At 61.7% G+C, this 15,234-nt stretch carries 19 protein-coding genes; 17 read left to right on the top strand and 2 right to left on the bottom strand.

All coding sequences use genetic code 11. The annotated features are described in order from the left end of the window. Positions 1 to 70 precede the first annotated feature (70 nt). Positions 71 to 511 carry a hypothetical protein gene (locus ACR0JG_RS12890; RefSeq protein ID WP_480570237.1) on the top strand — a complete coding sequence of 147 codons (441 nt, stop codon included), beginning with the start codon at positions 71 to 73 and terminating at the stop codon, positions 509 to 511. Continuing rightward, positions 420 to 1,790 (top strand): DNA-packaging protein, encoded by a 1,371-nt coding sequence (locus tag ACR0JG_RS12885; protein WP_480570234.1) that lies wholly within the window; start codon positions 420 to 422, stop codon positions 1,788 to 1,790. The genes ACR0JG_RS12890 and ACR0JG_RS12885 overlap by 92 nt, the downstream gene beginning before the upstream one ends. 73 nt (positions 1,791 to 1,863) lie before the next feature. Here ACR0JG_RS12885 and ACR0JG_RS12880 read toward each other — a convergent pair whose 3' ends face one another. Both ACR0JG_RS12880 and ACR0JG_RS12875 read right to left on the bottom strand, forming a co-directional pair. Next, the gene (locus ACR0JG_RS12880) at positions 1,864 to 2,118 is read right to left on the bottom strand and encodes a hypothetical protein (protein WP_170598023.1); all 255 of its coding nucleotides are present in this window, start codon (positions 2,116 to 2,118) and stop codon (positions 1,864 to 1,866) included. A gap of 308 nt (positions 2,119 to 2,426) precedes the next feature. After that, on the bottom strand, positions 2,427 to 2,759 hold the full coding sequence (locus ACR0JG_RS12875) for a hypothetical protein (protein WP_480561349.1): 333 nt from the start codon (positions 2,757 to 2,759) through the stop codon (positions 2,427 to 2,429). A gap of 247 nt (positions 2,760 to 3,006) precedes the next feature. Between ACR0JG_RS12875 and ACR0JG_RS12870 the strand changes: the two genes are divergently transcribed. The 15 genes from ACR0JG_RS12870 (at position 3,007) to ACR0JG_RS12800 (ending at position 15,232) form a co-directional block, all read left to right on the top strand. Then, the gene (locus ACR0JG_RS12870; protein WP_480570231.1) at positions 3,007 to 4,167 is read left to right on the top strand and encodes a phage portal protein; all 1,161 of its coding nucleotides are present in this window, start codon (positions 3,007 to 3,009) and stop codon (positions 4,165 to 4,167) included. Next, positions 4,160 to 4,378 (top strand): GTA head formation protein, RCAP_rcc01685 family, encoded by a 219-nt coding sequence (locus tag ACR0JG_RS12865; RefSeq protein ID WP_010442100.1) that lies wholly within the window; start codon positions 4,160 to 4,162, stop codon positions 4,376 to 4,378. The genes ACR0JG_RS12870 and ACR0JG_RS12865 overlap by 8 nt, the downstream gene beginning before the upstream one ends. Before the next feature lie 26 nt (positions 4,379 to 4,404). Then, positions 4,405 to 4,950, top strand: a complete 546-nt coding sequence (locus tag ACR0JG_RS12860; RefSeq protein WP_480570228.1) for an HK97 family phage prohead protease — start codon at positions 4,405 to 4,407, stop codon at positions 4,948 to 4,950. Between the two features lie 34 nt (positions 4,951 to 4,984). Beyond that, positions 4,985 to 6,163: a phage major capsid protein gene (locus ACR0JG_RS12855; RefSeq protein WP_480570226.1), complete on the top strand. Its 1,179-nt coding sequence runs from the start codon at positions 4,985 to 4,987 to the stop codon at positions 6,161 to 6,163. A gap of 172 nt (positions 6,164 to 6,335) precedes the next feature. Then, the gene (locus ACR0JG_RS12850; RefSeq protein ID WP_170800421.1) at positions 6,336 to 6,935 is read left to right on the top strand and encodes a head-tail connector protein; all 600 of its coding nucleotides are present in this window, start codon (positions 6,336 to 6,338) and stop codon (positions 6,933 to 6,935) included. Further along, positions 6,932 to 7,270 carry a head-tail adaptor protein gene (locus ACR0JG_RS12845; protein WP_480570223.1) on the top strand — a complete coding sequence of 113 codons (339 nt, stop codon included), beginning with the start codon at positions 6,932 to 6,934 and terminating at the stop codon, positions 7,268 to 7,270. Before ACR0JG_RS12850 ends, ACR0JG_RS12845 begins: the two co-directional genes overlap by 4 nt. Beyond that, positions 7,267 to 7,680 carry a DUF3168 domain-containing protein gene (locus tag ACR0JG_RS12840; protein ID WP_480570220.1) on the top strand — a complete coding sequence of 138 codons (414 nt, stop codon included), beginning with the start codon at positions 7,267 to 7,269 and terminating at the stop codon, positions 7,678 to 7,680. Before ACR0JG_RS12845 ends, ACR0JG_RS12840 begins: the two co-directional genes overlap by 4 nt. A 20-nt stretch (positions 7,681 to 7,700) precedes the next feature. Then, on the top strand, positions 7,701 to 8,114 hold the full coding sequence (locus tag ACR0JG_RS12835; RefSeq protein ID WP_170396490.1) for a phage major tail protein, TP901-1 family: 414 nt from the start codon (positions 7,701 to 7,703) through the stop codon (positions 8,112 to 8,114). After that, positions 8,114 to 8,428 carry a gene transfer agent family protein gene (locus ACR0JG_RS12830; protein ID WP_480570217.1) on the top strand — a complete coding sequence of 105 codons (315 nt, stop codon included), beginning with the start codon at positions 8,114 to 8,116 and terminating at the stop codon, positions 8,426 to 8,428. The genes ACR0JG_RS12835 and ACR0JG_RS12830 overlap by 1 nt, the downstream gene beginning before the upstream one ends. Further along, positions 8,425 to 8,634, top strand: coding sequence for a rcc01693 family protein (locus ACR0JG_RS12825; protein ID WP_480570214.1), 210 nt, complete (start codon positions 8,425 to 8,427; stop codon positions 8,632 to 8,634). Before ACR0JG_RS12830 ends, ACR0JG_RS12825 begins: the two co-directional genes overlap by 4 nt. Next, a complete protein-coding gene (locus ACR0JG_RS12820; protein ID WP_480570211.1) occupies positions 8,621 to 9,283 on the top strand; it encodes a phage tail tape measure protein in 663 nt (220 codons plus the stop codon). Before ACR0JG_RS12825 ends, ACR0JG_RS12820 begins: the two co-directional genes overlap by 14 nt. A 12-nt stretch (positions 9,284 to 9,295) precedes the next feature. Beyond that, positions 9,296 to 9,928: a DUF2460 domain-containing protein gene (locus ACR0JG_RS12815; RefSeq protein ID WP_170686152.1), complete on the top strand. Its 633-nt coding sequence runs from the start codon at positions 9,296 to 9,298 to the stop codon at positions 9,926 to 9,928. After that, on the top strand, positions 9,928 to 10,812 hold the full coding sequence (locus tag ACR0JG_RS12810; RefSeq protein WP_480570208.1) for a DUF2163 domain-containing protein: 885 nt from the start codon (positions 9,928 to 9,930) through the stop codon (positions 10,810 to 10,812). The genes ACR0JG_RS12815 and ACR0JG_RS12810 overlap by 1 nt, the downstream gene beginning before the upstream one ends. Continuing rightward, entirely contained in the window at positions 10,812 to 11,252 is a 441-nt protein-coding gene (locus tag ACR0JG_RS12805) for an NlpC/P60 family protein (protein ID WP_480570205.1), read from the top strand. Before ACR0JG_RS12810 ends, ACR0JG_RS12805 begins: the two co-directional genes overlap by 1 nt. Continuing rightward, on the top strand, positions 11,252 to 15,232 hold the full coding sequence (locus ACR0JG_RS12800; protein WP_480570202.1) for a baseplate multidomain protein megatron: 3,981 nt from the start codon (positions 11,252 to 11,254) through the stop codon (positions 15,230 to 15,232). The genes ACR0JG_RS12805 and ACR0JG_RS12800 overlap by 1 nt, the downstream gene beginning before the upstream one ends. Positions 15,233 to 15,234 lie beyond the last annotated feature (2 nt).

Below are 15,234 nucleotides of genomic sequence, written 5' to 3'. Positions count from 1 at the left end.
GACGCCGGGTGTTGCGTCCGCGTTGCGTAACGCATTGACTTTGCGCGCTTTTCTTGGTATGAATTGTGTCATGCTAGAAGAGGTGGGCAACGGCCCCGGGGCGACCCGGCGGCCGTTTTTCGTTTCTCTCGTGCGGAAAAACTCACGCATGAGGTCACAGGCAAACATGACTTTGATTACCCCGGAAGAGCGGATTTCTCAGACGGCTGATTTATTGCAGTCGCTCGAAAGATCCATTCGCGATCTGCGCCAAGCGGCGGAAGAACTGCGAAAACAGATCGGTGCCGGGGAGGATGCAGACCTTGCCGGAACAGGCAAGCAACTGGGTCAGCTAGAGGGGCTGATCCGCAGTTGCCAGAAAGTGGAGACAAGCTTTGTCGAACAACATCACAGACAAGCCGGAATTGCCCAAGGGGGCTATGCGCTCGACCTTGATCGAGCACGATCTGAGATCGGGTGCAGGCTGGCTCGCCTCCGCGCCTGCTGCGGTTCAGAACAGATTTCTGAGTGAGATCGGGGAGGGGGGGCTGTGTGCCCTCCCTTTCCTGTTCGAGTTCTGGGCACTACCGCATCAGTTGCCGCCCGAGGGTGACTGGCGCTCGTGGGTGATCATGGGCGGGCGCGGGGCCGGTAAAACGCGGGCGGGGGCCGAGTGGGTGCGGTCGGTGGTCGAGGGGTCATTGCCTCTGGATCGGGGGCAGGCGTGTCGTGTGGCTCTGGTCGGTGAGACATTTGATCAGGTGCGCGATGTGATGATCTTTGGGGATAGCGGGATATTGCAGTGTTCACCGCCGGATCGGCGGCCTGTTTGGAAGGCGTCTGAACGCAAGCTGGTTTGGCCTAACGGGTCCGAGGCGCAGGCGTTTTCGGCGCATGATCCCGAGGGGCTGCGGGGGCCGCAGTTTGATGCGGCCTGGGTGGATGAGCTGGCCAAGTGGAAGAAGGCGGGCGAGACCTGGGATATGTTGCAATTTGCGCTGCGGCTGGGGGAACGGCCGCGGGTCTGTGTGACCACGACGCCGCGCAATGTGATGGTTTTGAAGGATTTGCTGGCGTCGCCGTCGACCGTGCAGACCCACGCGCCGACCGAGGCGAACCGGGCCAATCTGGCGGACTCGTTTTTGCGGGAGGTGCGCGCGCGTTACGCGGGCACGCGGCTGGGGCGGCAGGAGTTGGACGGGGTACTGCTGTCGGATGCCGAAGGCGCGTTGTGGACGGGTTCGATGCTGGAGGCGGCGCGCTGTATGCGGGTGCCTACGCTGGACCGCATCGTCGTGGCACTGGACCCGGCAGTAACGGCGGGGGCGGATGCAGATGCTTGCGGGATCGTGGTCGTGGGGGCCCAGCTACAGGGGCCGCCCGAGGAGTGGCGCGCCTATGTGCTGGCCGACCGGACGGTTCAGGGCGTTGGCCCGGCGGGCTGGGCGCAGACAGCGATTGACGCGATGCATGAGTTCGGGGCCGAACGGTTGGTGGCCGAGGTCAATCAGGGCGGGCAACTGGTGGAAGAGGTGGTGCGGCAGGTGGACCCTCTGGTCCCGTTCCGCGCGGTGCGGGCGTCCCGCGGCAAGGTCGCGCGGGCCGAGCCTGTGGCGGCACTGTACGAGCAGGGGCGCGTGACCCATGTGGCCGGGCTGGATGCGCTAGAGGAGCAGATGTGCCAGATGACCGCGCGGGGGTTCGAAGGGCAGGGTTCGCCCGACCGGGTCGATGCGCTGGTCTGGGCACTGCATGAGTTGGTTGTGGGGCCTGCGGGGGTTTATCGGCGGCCCAGGGTGCGGAGTTTGTGAGCACTTTGAGGGTTGCTCTACAAACAATCATATTTCGCCTTAAGGGCTGCTCTTTCGCTGGGCGAATTCAGGTTCAGGACGTTGGGTACTCTTGATTCCAACTGTCCTCGTATTCGCCGAGCAACCGGGACAACGTCAGCAGCGAAGAAAACAGCCTTGCGTGGACATCCGGCGACATCATTGTTTTGTAGTCATCAAGCAGCTGCACAAGAACGACTACGTTGGAGGCAAACACCTCATAGACGTGTTTGTCGGCAGCGGTCGGTTCCTTGGTCCAGTTATTGTTTGTATCGGAGTGTCCGGACGGCACAGGTTCGTTTTCATTCATCGGGTGGCCTCTTCAATTTGAAGCACACGTGGGGGCATGTGAAACGCAGACAATTGCCGTGGCACGAAATCACAAGAACTTGGCGGTGATTGCAAAGGATTTAGGCTATCGGTTGAACAAACTTCTGAATCTTGCAATCAGCCAAGCTAGAGTCTGGGTCAGGGCTCGCCCGACCCGGTCGACCCGTTAGTCTCTGCGTTGCATGAGTTGGTTGTGGAGCCTGCGGGGGTCTATCGGCGGCCTTGGGTGCGGGCGCTATAGCAGTTTCACTGCCCAGTTTAAGTGCTGTTAAGTAGCAAAATGTGGCACTAGCGAGCAGGTACAGACAGTATTGTCCAGTGTCGCGCGTGAGCTATCACTTGCGCGCCTTCGCTTTGCCTGTCGCTGATTGCGCCGCGTTCGTGCTTTGGGCAAGCAATCAAAAAAGATCCATCGTTGACGGGTTCGCGGATCTCTCGATTTTCACTGATGATTTGGCAAACGTCTTCGGGTGTCGGGTAGGGTCTGACTGGATTTAAGCCTGAGGTTCCGGCTTCGGTATACTTGAAGGTCGTTGGTTCTGCGCCGTAATCCAAATTTGGTCCGAAACATCCCGACACTGCTAAAAGCAAGACCGGTACGATTGCTTTGGTTAAATTCATGAAACCTCACTACATTCTTGAAATCCATAAAGTTATATTTCAGGAGTATTCGAACAGAATCTTCGCGTCTAGATAGAATGCGTGCGAGCAGTGGTTTTACGGTGAACTCTCTGAATTCGCTCTAGTTCGATTTCACGTCATGTATCCGTTGCCCAACCCCCGTACGCCCCATTCCCGAGGCTTAAACTTCTTTCCCTCATAACTCCTTTCAACAAGCCGGGCAGAGCGGCGGCAGAAAGGAGCACAGATGGTATTCGATTTCTTGCGTCGTGGATCGGCTGAGGCAGCGCCCGAGGCGAAGGCGAGCGCGGCGGGGCCTGTGGTGGCGTGGCAGACGGGCGGGCGAGTGGCGTGGAGCCCTCGGGATGCGGTGTCGCTGACGCGGACGGGATTTTCGGGGAACCCGGTGGGGTTTCGCTCGGTAAAACTGATTGCCGAGGCGGCGGCTGCGTTGCCTTTGGTGTTGCAGGATCAGGCGCAGCGGTTTGATACCCATCCGATCCTGTCGCTGATGCGCCGCCCGAATGCGGCACAGGGGCGGGCGGAATTGATGGAAGCCTTGTTTGGGCAGTTGCTGCTGTCGGGCAATGCCTATGTCGAAGCGGTGCAGGCTGATGAGGGCCTGCCGGTTGAACTGCATGTGTTGCGATCCGACCGGATGAGCGTGGTGCCGGGGACCGATGGCTGGCCCAAGGCGTATGATTACGCTGTAGGCGGCAAGAAGCATCGGTTTGCGGCGGAAAATATCTGTCATATCAAATCGTTCCATCCGCAGGACGATCACTATGGCTTTTCGCCCATGCAGGCGGCTGCAATGGCGATTGATGTGCATAACAGCGCGTCGCGGTGGTCAAAATCGTTATTGGACAATGCGGCGCGACCTTCGGGGGCGCTGGTGTGGAAGGGTGATGGCCATGGGGTGATGGCCGAAGATCAGTTCCGGCGTCTGTCCGATGAGATCGAGCAGAACTATCGCGGGGCGCGGAATGCGGGCCGTCCGATGGTTCTGGAAGGGGGCTTGGATTGGAAGCCGATGGGGTTCTCTCCGTCCGATATGGAGTTTCAAAAGACCAAGGAAGCCGCCGCCCGCGAGATCGCACTGGCCTTTGGAGTCCCGCCAATGCTGCTGGGGATCCAAGGCGACGCGACCTATTCGAACTATCAGGAGGCCAACCGGGCGTTTTATCGCCTGACCGTGCTGCCCCTGGTGACGCGGGTGGCGGCGGCGGTGTCAGAATGGCTGGCAGGGTTCTCGGGTGAGGATTTGGTGCTGAAGCCCGACCTGGATCAGGTGCCCGCGCTGTCGGCGGAGCGGGATGCGCAATGGGCGCGGGTCAACGGTGCCGATTTTCTGACGGATGCGGAAAAGCGCGCGTTGCTGGGGCTGCCGGAGCGTGGCGATGGGTGACGGGTATCCTCCGTTCGACTGCGCGCCGGGCTTGCGTCTGGCCGCGCATGAGCGGGTGGCCGAGATCCAGCACGCCCACCTGTGTCGGCGGTTGGATCAGATCGAAGAGATGATGGAGCGGCTGGAGAAGCGGTTGTGGCTGACGGTTTACGGCGTGGCGGCGGTGATTTTGGCGCAGGCGTTTCAGTCATTCCTTGTGGTAACGCCATAATGTCAGTGGGTTACATGGAGAAGTTCATGGATTTGGAACATAAATTCGCACAGTTCGGAGACAGCTTGTCGGTGACCGACGATGCGGTGATCGAGGGCTATGCCAGCCTGTTTGGGCAGGTCGATCAGGGCAGCGATGTGGTGCAGCGCGGGGCGTATAGGGGCTCGCTTGACGGGCTGTCCAAGGCGGGCCAGCGGGTCAAGATGCTGTGGCAGCACGATCCGGCGCAGCCAATCGGCGTCTGGGATGAGGTGCGCGAGGACGACAAGGGCCTGTGGGTCAAAGGCCGTCTGCTGGAGGCCACGCAAAAGGGCCGTGAGGCGGCCGAGTTGATCCGGGCGGGTGCGATGGATGGTCTGTCGATTGGCTATCGCACCAAGCGGGCCGTGAAGAATGACAAGGGCCAGCGGGTCCTGACCGAACTGGAGCTGTGGGAGGTGTCGCTGGTGACTTTCCCGATGCTGCCCAGTGCGCGGGTGGCGGCGAAGGGATTTGAGCCTGAAACCGAAAACACCTGGCGCAGTATTGCCGAGGTGTTCAACGACGCCCGGCAGGAGCTGGCGCGGACCTAGCGCGCCTCAATACCCACCCAAAAAGGAAGTGCTGATGAGCAAGACCGAGACCCCGGCCTTGACCGGAGAGGGTGCGCCCCTGGTTCAGGAGGTGAAGCAGGCGATGGCTGGCTTCGTGAATGAATTCAAGGGTCTCAAAGCCGAAGTTAAAAACCAACTGCAACAGACAGAAGAGCGACTGACCATGCTGGATCGTAAATCAACCATCGCGGCGCGTCCGCACCTTGCGGCATCGATCGAAGAAGGCGCCCCGCATCAGAAGGCGTTTGATGCCTATGTGCGTTCGGGCGAGGAAGACGGGCTGCGCGGGCTTGAGATGGAATCGAAATCTTTGTCGACGGCGGTGAACGGTGATGGCGGATTTCTGGTTGATCCGCAGACCGCTGAGGCGATCAAATCGGTACTGAATTCGACCGCTTCGATCCGTTCGATTGCGTCGGTGGTAAATGTCGAGGCGAACTCATTTGACGTTCTGATCGACCACACGGATGTGGGTGCGGGCTGGGCTGATGAAAACTCCGCCACAGCGGAAACTGGTACGCCGTCGATTGACCGTATCTCGATCCCGCTGCACGAGCTGAGCGCGCTGCCCAAGGCGTCGCAGCGTCTGTTGGATGACAGTGCGTTTGATGTCGAAGGCTGGTTGGCCGGTCGCATCGCCGACAAGTTCGCACGGGCCGAGGCGGCGGCGTTCATCAATGGTGATGGTGTGGACAAGCCCAAGGGTATCCTGACCCACCGTACGATGGAAAACGGCAACTGGGGCTGGGATAGCCTGGGTTATGTCGCGTCGGGCATTGATGGTGGCGTCGATGCCGATGCGATTGTGGACGTGGTCTACGCGCTGGGCGCGCAGTACCGGGTGAACGGCACTTTCGTGATGAACTCGAAAACCGCGGGTCTGATCCGCAAGCTGAAGGACAGCGATGGCCGCTTCCTTTGGTCGGATGGCTTGGCCGCTGGTGAGCCTGCGCGTCTGATGGGCTATCCGGTGCTGATTGCCGAGGACATGCCGGATGCGGCAACCGACAGCTATTCGATTGCCTTCGGTGATTTCCAGTCGGGCTACACCATAGCCGAACGTCCCGATCTGCGGGTGCTGCGCGATCCGTTCAGCGCCAAGCCGCATGTCCTGTTCTACGCGACCAAGCGCGTGGGCGGTGATGTGAGCGATTTTGCTGCAATCAAACTGCTGAAATTCGGCATCGCCTAAGCGGTGGCGGATCCGGGGGGTTGCAAGGCCCCTCGGGCGGCGGGCGCGGGCCGGGGTGAGATCCCCCGCGTTGTCTAGCTGCTCCCCTCCGTCCGAGCAACGTGGGGCGGCGCGTGCCCGTCATTTTCCAAGGATACGGCCCCGGAGGGGTCCGAGATTGCGGAGTGAATGGATGATGTTGATCGAAGAAACCGCCATCGCGGATGCGGCGCTGCCGGTGGATCAGTTCAAGGCGCATCTGCGGCTGGGCACGGGGTTTGCCGAGGGCAATGTGCAGGACGAGGTGTTGACCGGCTTTCTGCGTGCGGCCATTGCGGCGATTGAGGCGCGCACCGGTAAGGTGCTGATCGAACGGGATTTCTCGTGGAGCCTGAACGGTTGGCGCGATCCAGCAGGTGAAGTGCTGCCGGTGGCCCCGTTGGTCTCGGTTGCTGCGATCACGCTGACGGATGCGGCGGGGACCGACACGCTTGTGGATGCCGAAGCTTACCGTTTGGAGCGCGACATGCAGCGCCCTCGGTTGCGTCCGGTTGGCGCTTGTTTGCCAAGGGTGCAGACTGGCGGCTCGGTGAAGATTGCCTTCACTGTCGGGATGGCCACGGATTGGGGCGGGCTGCCCGCTGACCTTGGGCAGGCGGTGCTGCTGCTGGCGGCGCATTATTACGAATATCGCGATGAGACGGCGCTGGGCGCGGGGTGCATGCCCTTTGGCGTGACAAGTCTGATCCAGCGTTATCGAACTGTGCGCTTCGGGGCAGGGGTGACGCAATGAACGCGCCGCGATTGAACCGCAAGCTGGTGCTGGAGGCTCCGATCCGTAGTGCCGATGGTGCGGGCGGCTATACCGAGACATGGGCTGCGCTGGGCGCGCTTTGGGCCGAGGTGACGGCACGTAGCGGGGCGGAACGCGCGGTCGGTGGCGCCTCGGTGTCGCGGGTTGGCTATCGGATCGTGGTGCGCGGCGCGCCCGAGGGGTCCCAAATGCGGCCTGCGCCGGATCAGCGGTTTGCCGAAGGGACGCGCCGGTTTGTGATCCGCGCCGTGGCCGAGCGTGACCCGCGCGGCCAGTACCTGACCTGTTTCGCAGATGAAGAGGTGGCGGCATGAGCTATGGCGTTGCAGCCGCTTTGCAGGCGGCGGTGTTTCAACAATTGGCGGGCGATGCGCAGGTCAGCACCCTGTCGGGCGCTGCAATCTATGACGCGGTGCCTTCGGGAGTGTTGCCGCAGACCTATGTGACCCTAGGGCCGGAAGAGGTGCGCGAGGCGTCGGACCGATCCGGTTCGGGTGCGGTGCATCGCTTCACGGTGTCGGTGGTGTCCGAGGCGGCGGGCTTCAGTGCGGCCAAGACACTGGCCGGTGCGGTCTGCGATGCGCTGGAAGGGGCGGCTCTGACTTTGGACCGGGGCCATCTGGTGGGCTTGTGGTTCGAACGCGCCAGCGCACGGCGCACGGGAACCGGCGGCGCGATCCGCCAGATCGATCTGAGATTCCGCGCCCGTGTGGAAGACGACTAAGCAATCAACGGAGAGAGCATATGGCTGCCCAGAACGGAAAAGACCTATTGGTCAAAGTGGATATGAACGGCACCGGCCTGTTCGAGACCATCGCGGGGCTGCGCGCCACGCGGATCAGTTTCAACGCGGAAAGTGTGGATGTGACCAGCTTGGAAAGTCAGGGCGGGTGGCGCGAGCTGCTGTCGGGGGCCGGGGTCAAATCGGCCGCGATTTCGGGCTCGGGCGTGTTCAAGGATGCGGGCACAGATGAGCGTGCGCGCCAGCTGTTTTTTGACGGTGAGACGCCCGGCTTTCAGGTGATCATCCCCGATTTCGGTATTGTCGAAGGCCCGTTTCAGGTCAGCAGCATCGAATATGCGGGCTCGCATAACGGTGAGGCGACCTACGAGATGAGCATGGCAAGCGCCGGCGCGCTGAGCTTTACGGCGCTCTGATGGCCAATCCGTGGACGGGCGAGGTGGCGCTGACAATCGATGGGGAGCAGCGGGTGCTCAAGCTGACATTGGGTGCTTTGGCGGAATTGGAACAAGAGCTGCAGGCCGGGTCTCTGGTCGAGCTGGTGCAGCGGTTCGAGGGTGGCGCGTATTCCAGCGGCGATGTGCTGGCGTTGCTTGTTGCCGGGCTGCGCGGCGGCGGGTCTCAGGTGACCTGCGATGATCTGCTGCATGCCGAGATTGCGGGCGGGCCGATGGCGGGGGCCAAGGCGGCAGCCGAGTTGCTGGCGCGGGCCTTCATGGTGCCCGAGTGAGCGGTTTCGACTGGGCCGTACTGATGCGGGCCGGGTTCCTCGGCCTTCGCCTGACGCCGGATCAGTTCTGGCGTCTGACCCCGGTTGAGCTGCGGCTGATGCTGGGGCAGGGCGCCGGGATGCCCGCGATGAACCGGGCAGGGCTGGATGCGCTGCTGGCGGCCTATCCGGACAAGACACAAGGAGAGCGTAATGACGGATCGTGATGGTTTTGACGACCTGCAGGAGCGGGGAGAGGCGCTGGGTGATGCGCTGGGCGATGCGGCGACCATGGCCTCGGCATTTGATGGCCAGATGCGGCGGATCAAGGCCGCGTTTGAAGAGACCGGCAAGGATGTGGCCACGCTCGAGCGTGGCATGTCCGGCGGGTTGCGCAAGGCGTTTGATGGCGTGGTGCTGGACGGAATGAGCCTTTCAGGCGCGCTGGATGTGCTGAAGAACTCGATGATCCGCACGGCGTATTCGGCGGCGATCAAACCTGTGACGGATCATTTTGGCGGCATGCTGGCCAACGGGGTTGGTGGGTTGGTTCAGGGGATTCTGCCCTTCGCGGACGGAGGCAGTTTTTCTCAGGGCCGTGTGATGCCGTTTGCCAATGGTGGGGTCGTTAGCAGTCCAACCATGTTCCCGATGCGAGGCGGCACCGGGTTGATGGGTGAGGCGGGTCCCGAGGCGATCATGCCACTGGCGCGCGGCGCCGATGGCAAGCTGGGTGTGCGGTCACAGGGCGGCGCGCGAGCGGTCAACGTGGTGATGAATATCTCAACACCGGATGTGCAGGGGTTCCGCCGCTCTCAAGGCCAGATCGCGGCGCAGATGAGCCGCGCATTGGGCCGCGGCAATCGCAACAGATAAGGGGAGCAGGCGATGAATTTCCACGAGGTGAGATTTCCCGCCAGCCTGAGCTTTGGCTCGGTCGGTGGGCCGGAACGGCGCACGGATATCGTGACGCTGGCCAACGGGTTCGAAGAACGCAACACGCCCTGGGCGCATTCGCGCAGGCGCTATGATGCCGGTCTGGGGATGCGGTCGCTGGACGATGTCGAGACGCTGATCTCGTTTTTTGAGGCGCGGCAGGGCCAGATGTTCGGGTTCCGCTGGAAAGACTGGTCGGATTTCAAGTCGGGCGCAGCAACGGCAGAGGTCGACAAGGGCGATCAGGTGATTGCGCGCGGGGATGGCGAGACGACCGATTTTCAGCTGATCAAGACCTACAGCTCGGGCGGATTCAGCTATGTGAGGCCGATTCTGAAGCCGGTACTGGGGACCGTGACACTTGGGCTGGACCAGGACGCGCAACGCGAAGGCGTGGACTTTGAGGTCGATTTGGCGACCGGACGCGTGATGTTCTCGGCCCCGCCGCCTGAGCAGGTCGAGATTACAGCCGGGTTTGAGTTCGACGTTCCGGTACGGTTCGACACCGACAAGATCCAGACCAGCGTCGCCAGCTTTCAGGCCGGTGACGTCCCGAACGTACCGGTGGTCGAGGTGCGGGTCTGATGAGCGGGGACAAACAGGCGCTGCAGGCGCATTTGCAAAGCGGGCTGACCACCACCTGTCGTTGCTGGGCGATCACGCGCAGCGACGCACAGGTCTATGGTTTCACGGATCACGATATGGAGTTGCGCTTTGACGGGCTGGTGTTCAAAGCCAGCACCGGTCTGACCGCTGCGGCGATCGAGCAGGCAACCGGCCTGTCGATCGATAATACCGAGGCGATGGGCGCGCTGTCTGATGCCTCGGTCCGGGAAGAGGATATCGAGGCGGGGCGCTTTGATGGGGCCGAGGTGCGGGCTTGGCTGGTCAATTGGGCCGATCCTGAGCAGCGGATGCTGCAGTTTCGTGGTTCGATTGGCGAGTTGCGTCGCGCTGGCGGGGCGTTTTATGCGGAATTGCGCGGGTTGACCGATCTGCTGAACCGGCCTTTAGGGCGGATTTATCAGAAGCCCTGTACGGCTGTGTTGGGGGATAAGGCGTGCCGCTTTGCCCTGGAGACGCCGGGTTATCGCGCTGAGGCTGAAATTGTCGCGCTGGACGGCGCGGCTTTGCGTTTGCAGGGCGCGGAGAGTTCTGATGCGGGTTGGTTTGAACGCGGCAGGCTGGATGTGCTGGACGGGGCTGCGCAGGGCCTGTGGGCCTCGATCAAGCTGGATGAACAGGTCAGAGATGGCCGCGATGTCACGCTGTGGTCGGCGATTGGCGGCGGGCTGGCGGTTGGGGACCGGGTCCAGCTGATCGCCGGGTGTGACAAGCGCATGACCACTTGCCAACTGAAGTTCAACAACATGCTGAATTTTCAGGGCTTCCCTGACCTGCCGCACGAGGATTGGGTCATGGCCGTACCCAAGCGCAGTAGTCAACACAAAGGGGGAAGCAGGCGGTGATGCGGACAAAACAAGATATCGTGGCCGAAGCGCGCGGATGGCTGGGCACACCTTATGTTCATCAGGCCTCTGTTCGGGGTGCAGGCGCTGATTGTCTGGGCTTGCTGCGGGGCGTTTGGCGCGCGGTGATGGGGCATGAGCCTGAGGCGGTGCCGGTCTACAGCATGGATTGGTCCGAGCCGCAGGGTGAGGAACGCATGTGGGCCGCAGCCCGTCGCCATCTAGTCGAGAAATCGCCCGATGATTTGGCCCCCGGGGATGTATTGCTGTTTCGGATGCGGGATGCGGCAGTGGCAAAGCATCTGGGCATCGTCAGCGCCCAAGACCCGATGCGATTCATCCACGCCTATACCGGGCATGGGGTTGTTGAAAACACGCTGAGCGAGCCTTGGCGTCGCCGCGTGGTCGCTTGTTTCGAGTTCCCGCTGGAGGATTTCTGATGGCCACAATAGTTCTGTCTGCTGCAGGTGCGGCAATAGGTGGTTCGATCGGGGGCTCGGTTGCGGGCCTGTCCACGGCGGTGATTGGCCGCGCGGTCGGAGCGACGCTGGGGCGGGTGATCGACAACCGGTTGATGGCCAGCCAATCCGTAATGGGCGGCGGCAGCGAGGTGGTCGAGACCGGGCGTCTGGATCGTTTCCGTCTCACCGAAACCGGTGAGGGTGCGACCGTCGCGACGGTCTACGGCCGGATGCGAGTTGGAGGACAGGTCATCTGGGCCTCGGACTTTCTGGAAACCCGATCGACCTCGACGACGACGCAAACATCAGGCGGTGGCGGTGGAGGCAAGGGGAAACCCAAGCCCGTTGAAGTGACGACAACGACAACCACGCATAGCTACAGCTATTCGGTGTCTCTGGCGATTGCGGTGGGCGCGGGACAGGTTGCGGATATCACGCGTGTCTGGGCCGATGGTGAAGAGGTCGAGCGCCGAACGCTGAACATGCGGATATATCGCGGCGATCACGAGCAATTGCCCGACCCGCTGATTGAAGCGGTGGAAGGGGCAGGCACAGTGCCCGCCTATCGCGGCACGGCTTATGTGGTGATCGAAGATCTGGCGCTGGGCCCCTTTGGCAACCGCGTGCCGCAATTCTCGTTCGAGGTGGTGCGGCAGGAACAAGACGAGATGCCGGATGCCGAGGACGCGCTGTCTCGGATCATCAAGGGGGTGGCCTTGATGCCAGGTACGGGTGAATACGCACTGGCTTCATCTCAGGTTAATTACACCAAGGGCCGGGGGCGCAGTTGGGCGGCGAATGTCAATTCACCATCGGGCAAGTCCGATCTGGTGACCTCGATGCGGGCGCTCGGCCAGGAATTGCCGTGCTGCGAGGCGGCTTCGTTGATCGTGTCGTGGTTCGGCGATGATTTGCGCTGCGGAGAATGCCAGATCCGCCCCAAGGTTGAACGCAAGAATATCGAGGGCGCAAACATGCCCTGGAGTGTTTCAGGTCTGTCCCGAACTGCGGCGGGGCAGGTGAAATGGCAGGATGGGCGTCCGGTTTATGGCGGCACACCGGCTGATGCGGCCGTAGTGCAGGCGATCCGGCACCTGAAGAGCTCGGGCAAACGGGTTATGTTTTATCCGTTTATTTTGATGGAGCAATCAGAGGGCAACGGCCTGCCTGATCCGTGGTCCGATGCGCCGGATCAACCTCATTTACCCTGGCGTGGGCGGATCACTTTGGATGTTGCTCCGGGGCGGCCAGGCTCGCCGGATCAAACTGCCGATGCGGATGCGCAGGTGGCGGCGTTCTTTGGTACGGCGCGCGCGTCACATTTCTCGACCAGCGGCAGCAAAGTGACCTATCGCGGCCCAAGTGAATGGGGATTACGGCGGTTCATTCTGCACTATGCGGCCCTGTGCAAGGCGGCGGGCGGCGTGGAGTCCTTCTGCATCGGGTCCGAGATGCGCGGGCTAACGCAAATCCGCGGCGCGTCTGGCTTCGCTGCAGTTGCGGGGCTGCGGTCTCTGGCCGCGGAAGTGCGCGCGATATTGGGGCCGGAAACTAAGATCGGCTATGCCGCAGACTGGACCGAGTATTTCGGGTATCAGCCGCAAGACGGCACCGGAGACCGGTATTTCCACCTCGACCCGCTTTGGGCCGATGAGAACATAGATTTTGTCGGCATCGACAACTATATGCCGCTGTCCGACTGGCGGGATGGGGGCTCGCATCTGGACGCTGAGGTGTCGAATGGGTCGATCTACGATCTGGACTATCTGCGCGGCAATATCGAAGGTGGCGAGGGGTATGATTGGTACTATGCCTCACCGGAGGAAGCTGAGGCGCAGATCCGAAGCCCGATCACTGATGACGATCATGGCGAGCCGTGGGTCTGGCGGTACAAGGACCTGCGCAACTGGTGGGCAAACCGACATCATGAGCGGATCGGGGGTGTGCGGCAGGAAACGCCAACGGGTTGGGTGCCGGGGTCCAAGCCAATCTGGTTCACCGAACTGGGCTGCGCGGCCATCGACAAGGGCACGAACCAGCCGAACAAATTCTTGGACCCAAAGTCGTCTGAATCGAATTTGCCGCGCTATTCCAACGGAGTACGGGATGATTTTATCATGGTTCAGTACCTTCGGGCCGTCCTTGGCTATTGGGGTGATACTGAGATCAATCCGGTTTCAGATATCTATGACGGCCCGATGCTGGACCTGTCGAACGCCTTTGTCTGGGCTTGGGATGCGCGTCCGTTCCCGACTTTCCCGAACCTGCGGTCGCAGTGGTCGGACGGCGATAACTATGCACGTGGGCATTGGCTGAACGGGCGATCCGGGTCGCGGACTCTGGCCTCGGTCGTGACAGAAATCTGCCACGAGGCAGGGGTGACGGCGATTGATGTGTCCGAGCTCTACGGCGTGGTACGCGGTTACGCGGTTGAGGACGTAATGAATGCTCGGCAGGCCTTGCAGCCGCTGATGCTGCGCTATGGGTTCGACGCGATCGAGCGGGACGGGGTGCTGAAGTTCAGAACCCGCGACGGGCGTCGGGCCGTTGACATTGACCCCGAGCAGATCGCCATCAGCGCGGATATCGACGGGCCAGTGGAACATCGCCGCGAGGCTGAGGCCGAGATGACCGGGCGTGTGCGTCTGCGGTTTGTCCAATCGGATGCGGACCATGATGTTGTCGCGGAAGAGGCCGTCTTGCCTGATGACAGAACCCATTCGGTCGCCGTCAACGAAATGCCATTGTCGATGACTCGCGCCGAAGGGCGTCAGACGGTCGAGCGCTGGCTAAGCGAATCCCGCATCTCGCGCGAGACTGTACGATTTGCTCTGCCGCCCTCGCTGCTGCATGTCGGAGCCGGCGATGTGGTGCGTTTGCCGGATGGCGGGGACGGAACGCTATATCGGATCGACCGGCTGGAACAGGCCGAGATGCAATTGGCGGATGCAGTGCGGATTGAACCCGGAGTTTATACCCCGTCCGATGTTTTGGATGATGTAGCGACAGCCAAGCCATTCATTGCTCCGGTGCCAGTTCTGCCGGTGTTCATGGATCTGCCGCTGATCACTGGATCCGAAGCGCCCCATGCGCCGTATCTGGCGATATCGGCCGAGCCCTGGCCCGGTAACGTGGCTGTTTATTCGGCTGCACAGGATGAGGACTATACCTTGCATCAAGTGATCGCGGGGCAGGCGGTGATTGGCTTCACCGAAACACCCCTGCGACGCGCAGGCGCTGGGATCTGGGACGAAGGGGCCGCGTTGCGTGTCAACCTGATCGATGGCGTGTTGGAGTCTCGTCCCCGCTCGGCGTTGCTGAGTGGTGCCAATCTGGCTGCCATCGGTGACGGAACACCGGGCAATTGGGAAGTGTTCCAGTTCTCGGATGCGGTCTTGCAGGAGACTGGCGTTTACAATTTGTCAGGCCGCTTGCGTGGTCAGCTGGGTACGGATGCCCTGATGCCGAATGTATGGCCTGAAGCGTCTACCTTTGTCCTACTGGATGAACGTGTTTATCAGACCGGATTGCTGCGCACCGAACGCCGCGTGGCCAAGCATTACCGTATCGGCCCTGCAACGCGCGGGTACGAGGACCCGGCATATGTGCATCTGGTTGAAGCGTTCGATGGCAATGGGCTGAGACCTTATGCGCCAGTGCATTTGCAGGCTTCTGCGTCGGCTACCGGGGACAAGATCTCGTGGGTGCGCCGCACCCGGATTGATGGCGATGACTGGAGCGCATTGGATGTGCCTCTGGGCGAAGAAAGCGAATCCTATCTGATCCGCGTCTTCACTGAGGGTGCTTTGTTGCGCGAAACTGTCACCAGTGATCCGGTTTGGCAGTATTCTGCCGCGATGAAAGCCGATGACGGGCTGGCCGGACCCTACGATATCGCAGTCGCGCAGGTTTCGGCTACCTACGGACCCGGGGCGTTTGCGCGCCTTTCGGTCGGCTAGCC

The organism is Ruegeria sp. AD5, from assembly GCF_056542345.1.
This window is presented reverse-complemented; position numbering and strand designations above follow the sequence as displayed.

What these genes read in the sequence shown, in the direction of transcription:
- ACR0JG_RS12840 (WP_480570220.1), top strand. Translation starts at nt 7,267, where the DNA reads ATGAGCTATGGCGTTGCAGCCGCTTTGCAGGCGGCGGTGTTTCAACAA.
- ACR0JG_RS12875 (WP_480561349.1), bottom strand. Translation starts at nt 2,759, where the DNA reads ATGAATTTAACCAAAGCAATCGTACCGGTCTTGCTTTTAGCAGTGTCG.
- ACR0JG_RS12850 (WP_170800421.1), top strand. Translation starts at nt 6,336, where the DNA reads ATGATGTTGATCGAAGAAACCGCCATCGCGGATGCGGCGCTGCCGGTG.
- ACR0JG_RS12845 (WP_480570223.1), top strand. Translation starts at nt 6,932, where the DNA reads ATGAACGCGCCGCGATTGAACCGCAAGCTGGTGCTGGAGGCTCCGATC.
- ACR0JG_RS12835 (WP_170396490.1), top strand. Translation starts at nt 7,701, where the DNA reads ATGGCTGCCCAGAACGGAAAAGACCTATTGGTCAAAGTGGATATGAAC.
- ACR0JG_RS12805 (WP_480570205.1), top strand. Translation starts at nt 10,812, where the DNA reads ATGCGGACAAAACAAGATATCGTGGCCGAAGCGCGCGGATGGCTGGGC.
- ACR0JG_RS12860 (WP_480570228.1), top strand. Translation starts at nt 4,405, where the DNA reads ATGGATTTGGAACATAAATTCGCACAGTTCGGAGACAGCTTGTCGGTG.
- ACR0JG_RS12890 (WP_480570237.1), top strand. Translation starts at nt 71, where the DNA reads ATGCTAGAAGAGGTGGGCAACGGCCCCGGGGCGACCCGGCGGCCGTTT.
- ACR0JG_RS12830 (WP_480570217.1), top strand. Translation starts at nt 8,114, where the DNA reads ATGGCCAATCCGTGGACGGGCGAGGTGGCGCTGACAATCGATGGGGAG.
- ACR0JG_RS12865 (WP_010442100.1), top strand. Translation starts at nt 4,160, where the DNA reads ATGGGTGACGGGTATCCTCCGTTCGACTGCGCGCCGGGCTTGCGTCTG.
- ACR0JG_RS12800 (WP_480570202.1), top strand. Translation starts at nt 11,252, where the DNA reads ATGGCCACAATAGTTCTGTCTGCTGCAGGTGCGGCAATAGGTGGTTCG.
- ACR0JG_RS12820 (WP_480570211.1), top strand. Translation starts at nt 8,621, where the DNA reads ATGACGGATCGTGATGGTTTTGACGACCTGCAGGAGCGGGGAGAGGCG.
- ACR0JG_RS12855 (WP_480570226.1), top strand. Translation starts at nt 4,985, where the DNA reads ATGAGCAAGACCGAGACCCCGGCCTTGACCGGAGAGGGTGCGCCCCTG.
- ACR0JG_RS12880 (WP_170598023.1), bottom strand. Translation starts at nt 2,118, where the DNA reads ATGAATGAAAACGAACCTGTGCCGTCCGGACACTCCGATACAAACAAT.
- ACR0JG_RS12815 (WP_170686152.1), top strand. Translation starts at nt 9,296, where the DNA reads ATGAATTTCCACGAGGTGAGATTTCCCGCCAGCCTGAGCTTTGGCTCG.
- ACR0JG_RS12810 (WP_480570208.1), top strand. Translation starts at nt 9,928, where the DNA reads ATGAGCGGGGACAAACAGGCGCTGCAGGCGCATTTGCAAAGCGGGCTG.
- ACR0JG_RS12870 (WP_480570231.1), top strand. Translation starts at nt 3,007, where the DNA reads ATGGTATTCGATTTCTTGCGTCGTGGATCGGCTGAGGCAGCGCCCGAG.
- ACR0JG_RS12885 (WP_480570234.1), top strand. Translation starts at nt 420, where the DNA reads ATGCGCTCGACCTTGATCGAGCACGATCTGAGATCGGGTGCAGGCTGG.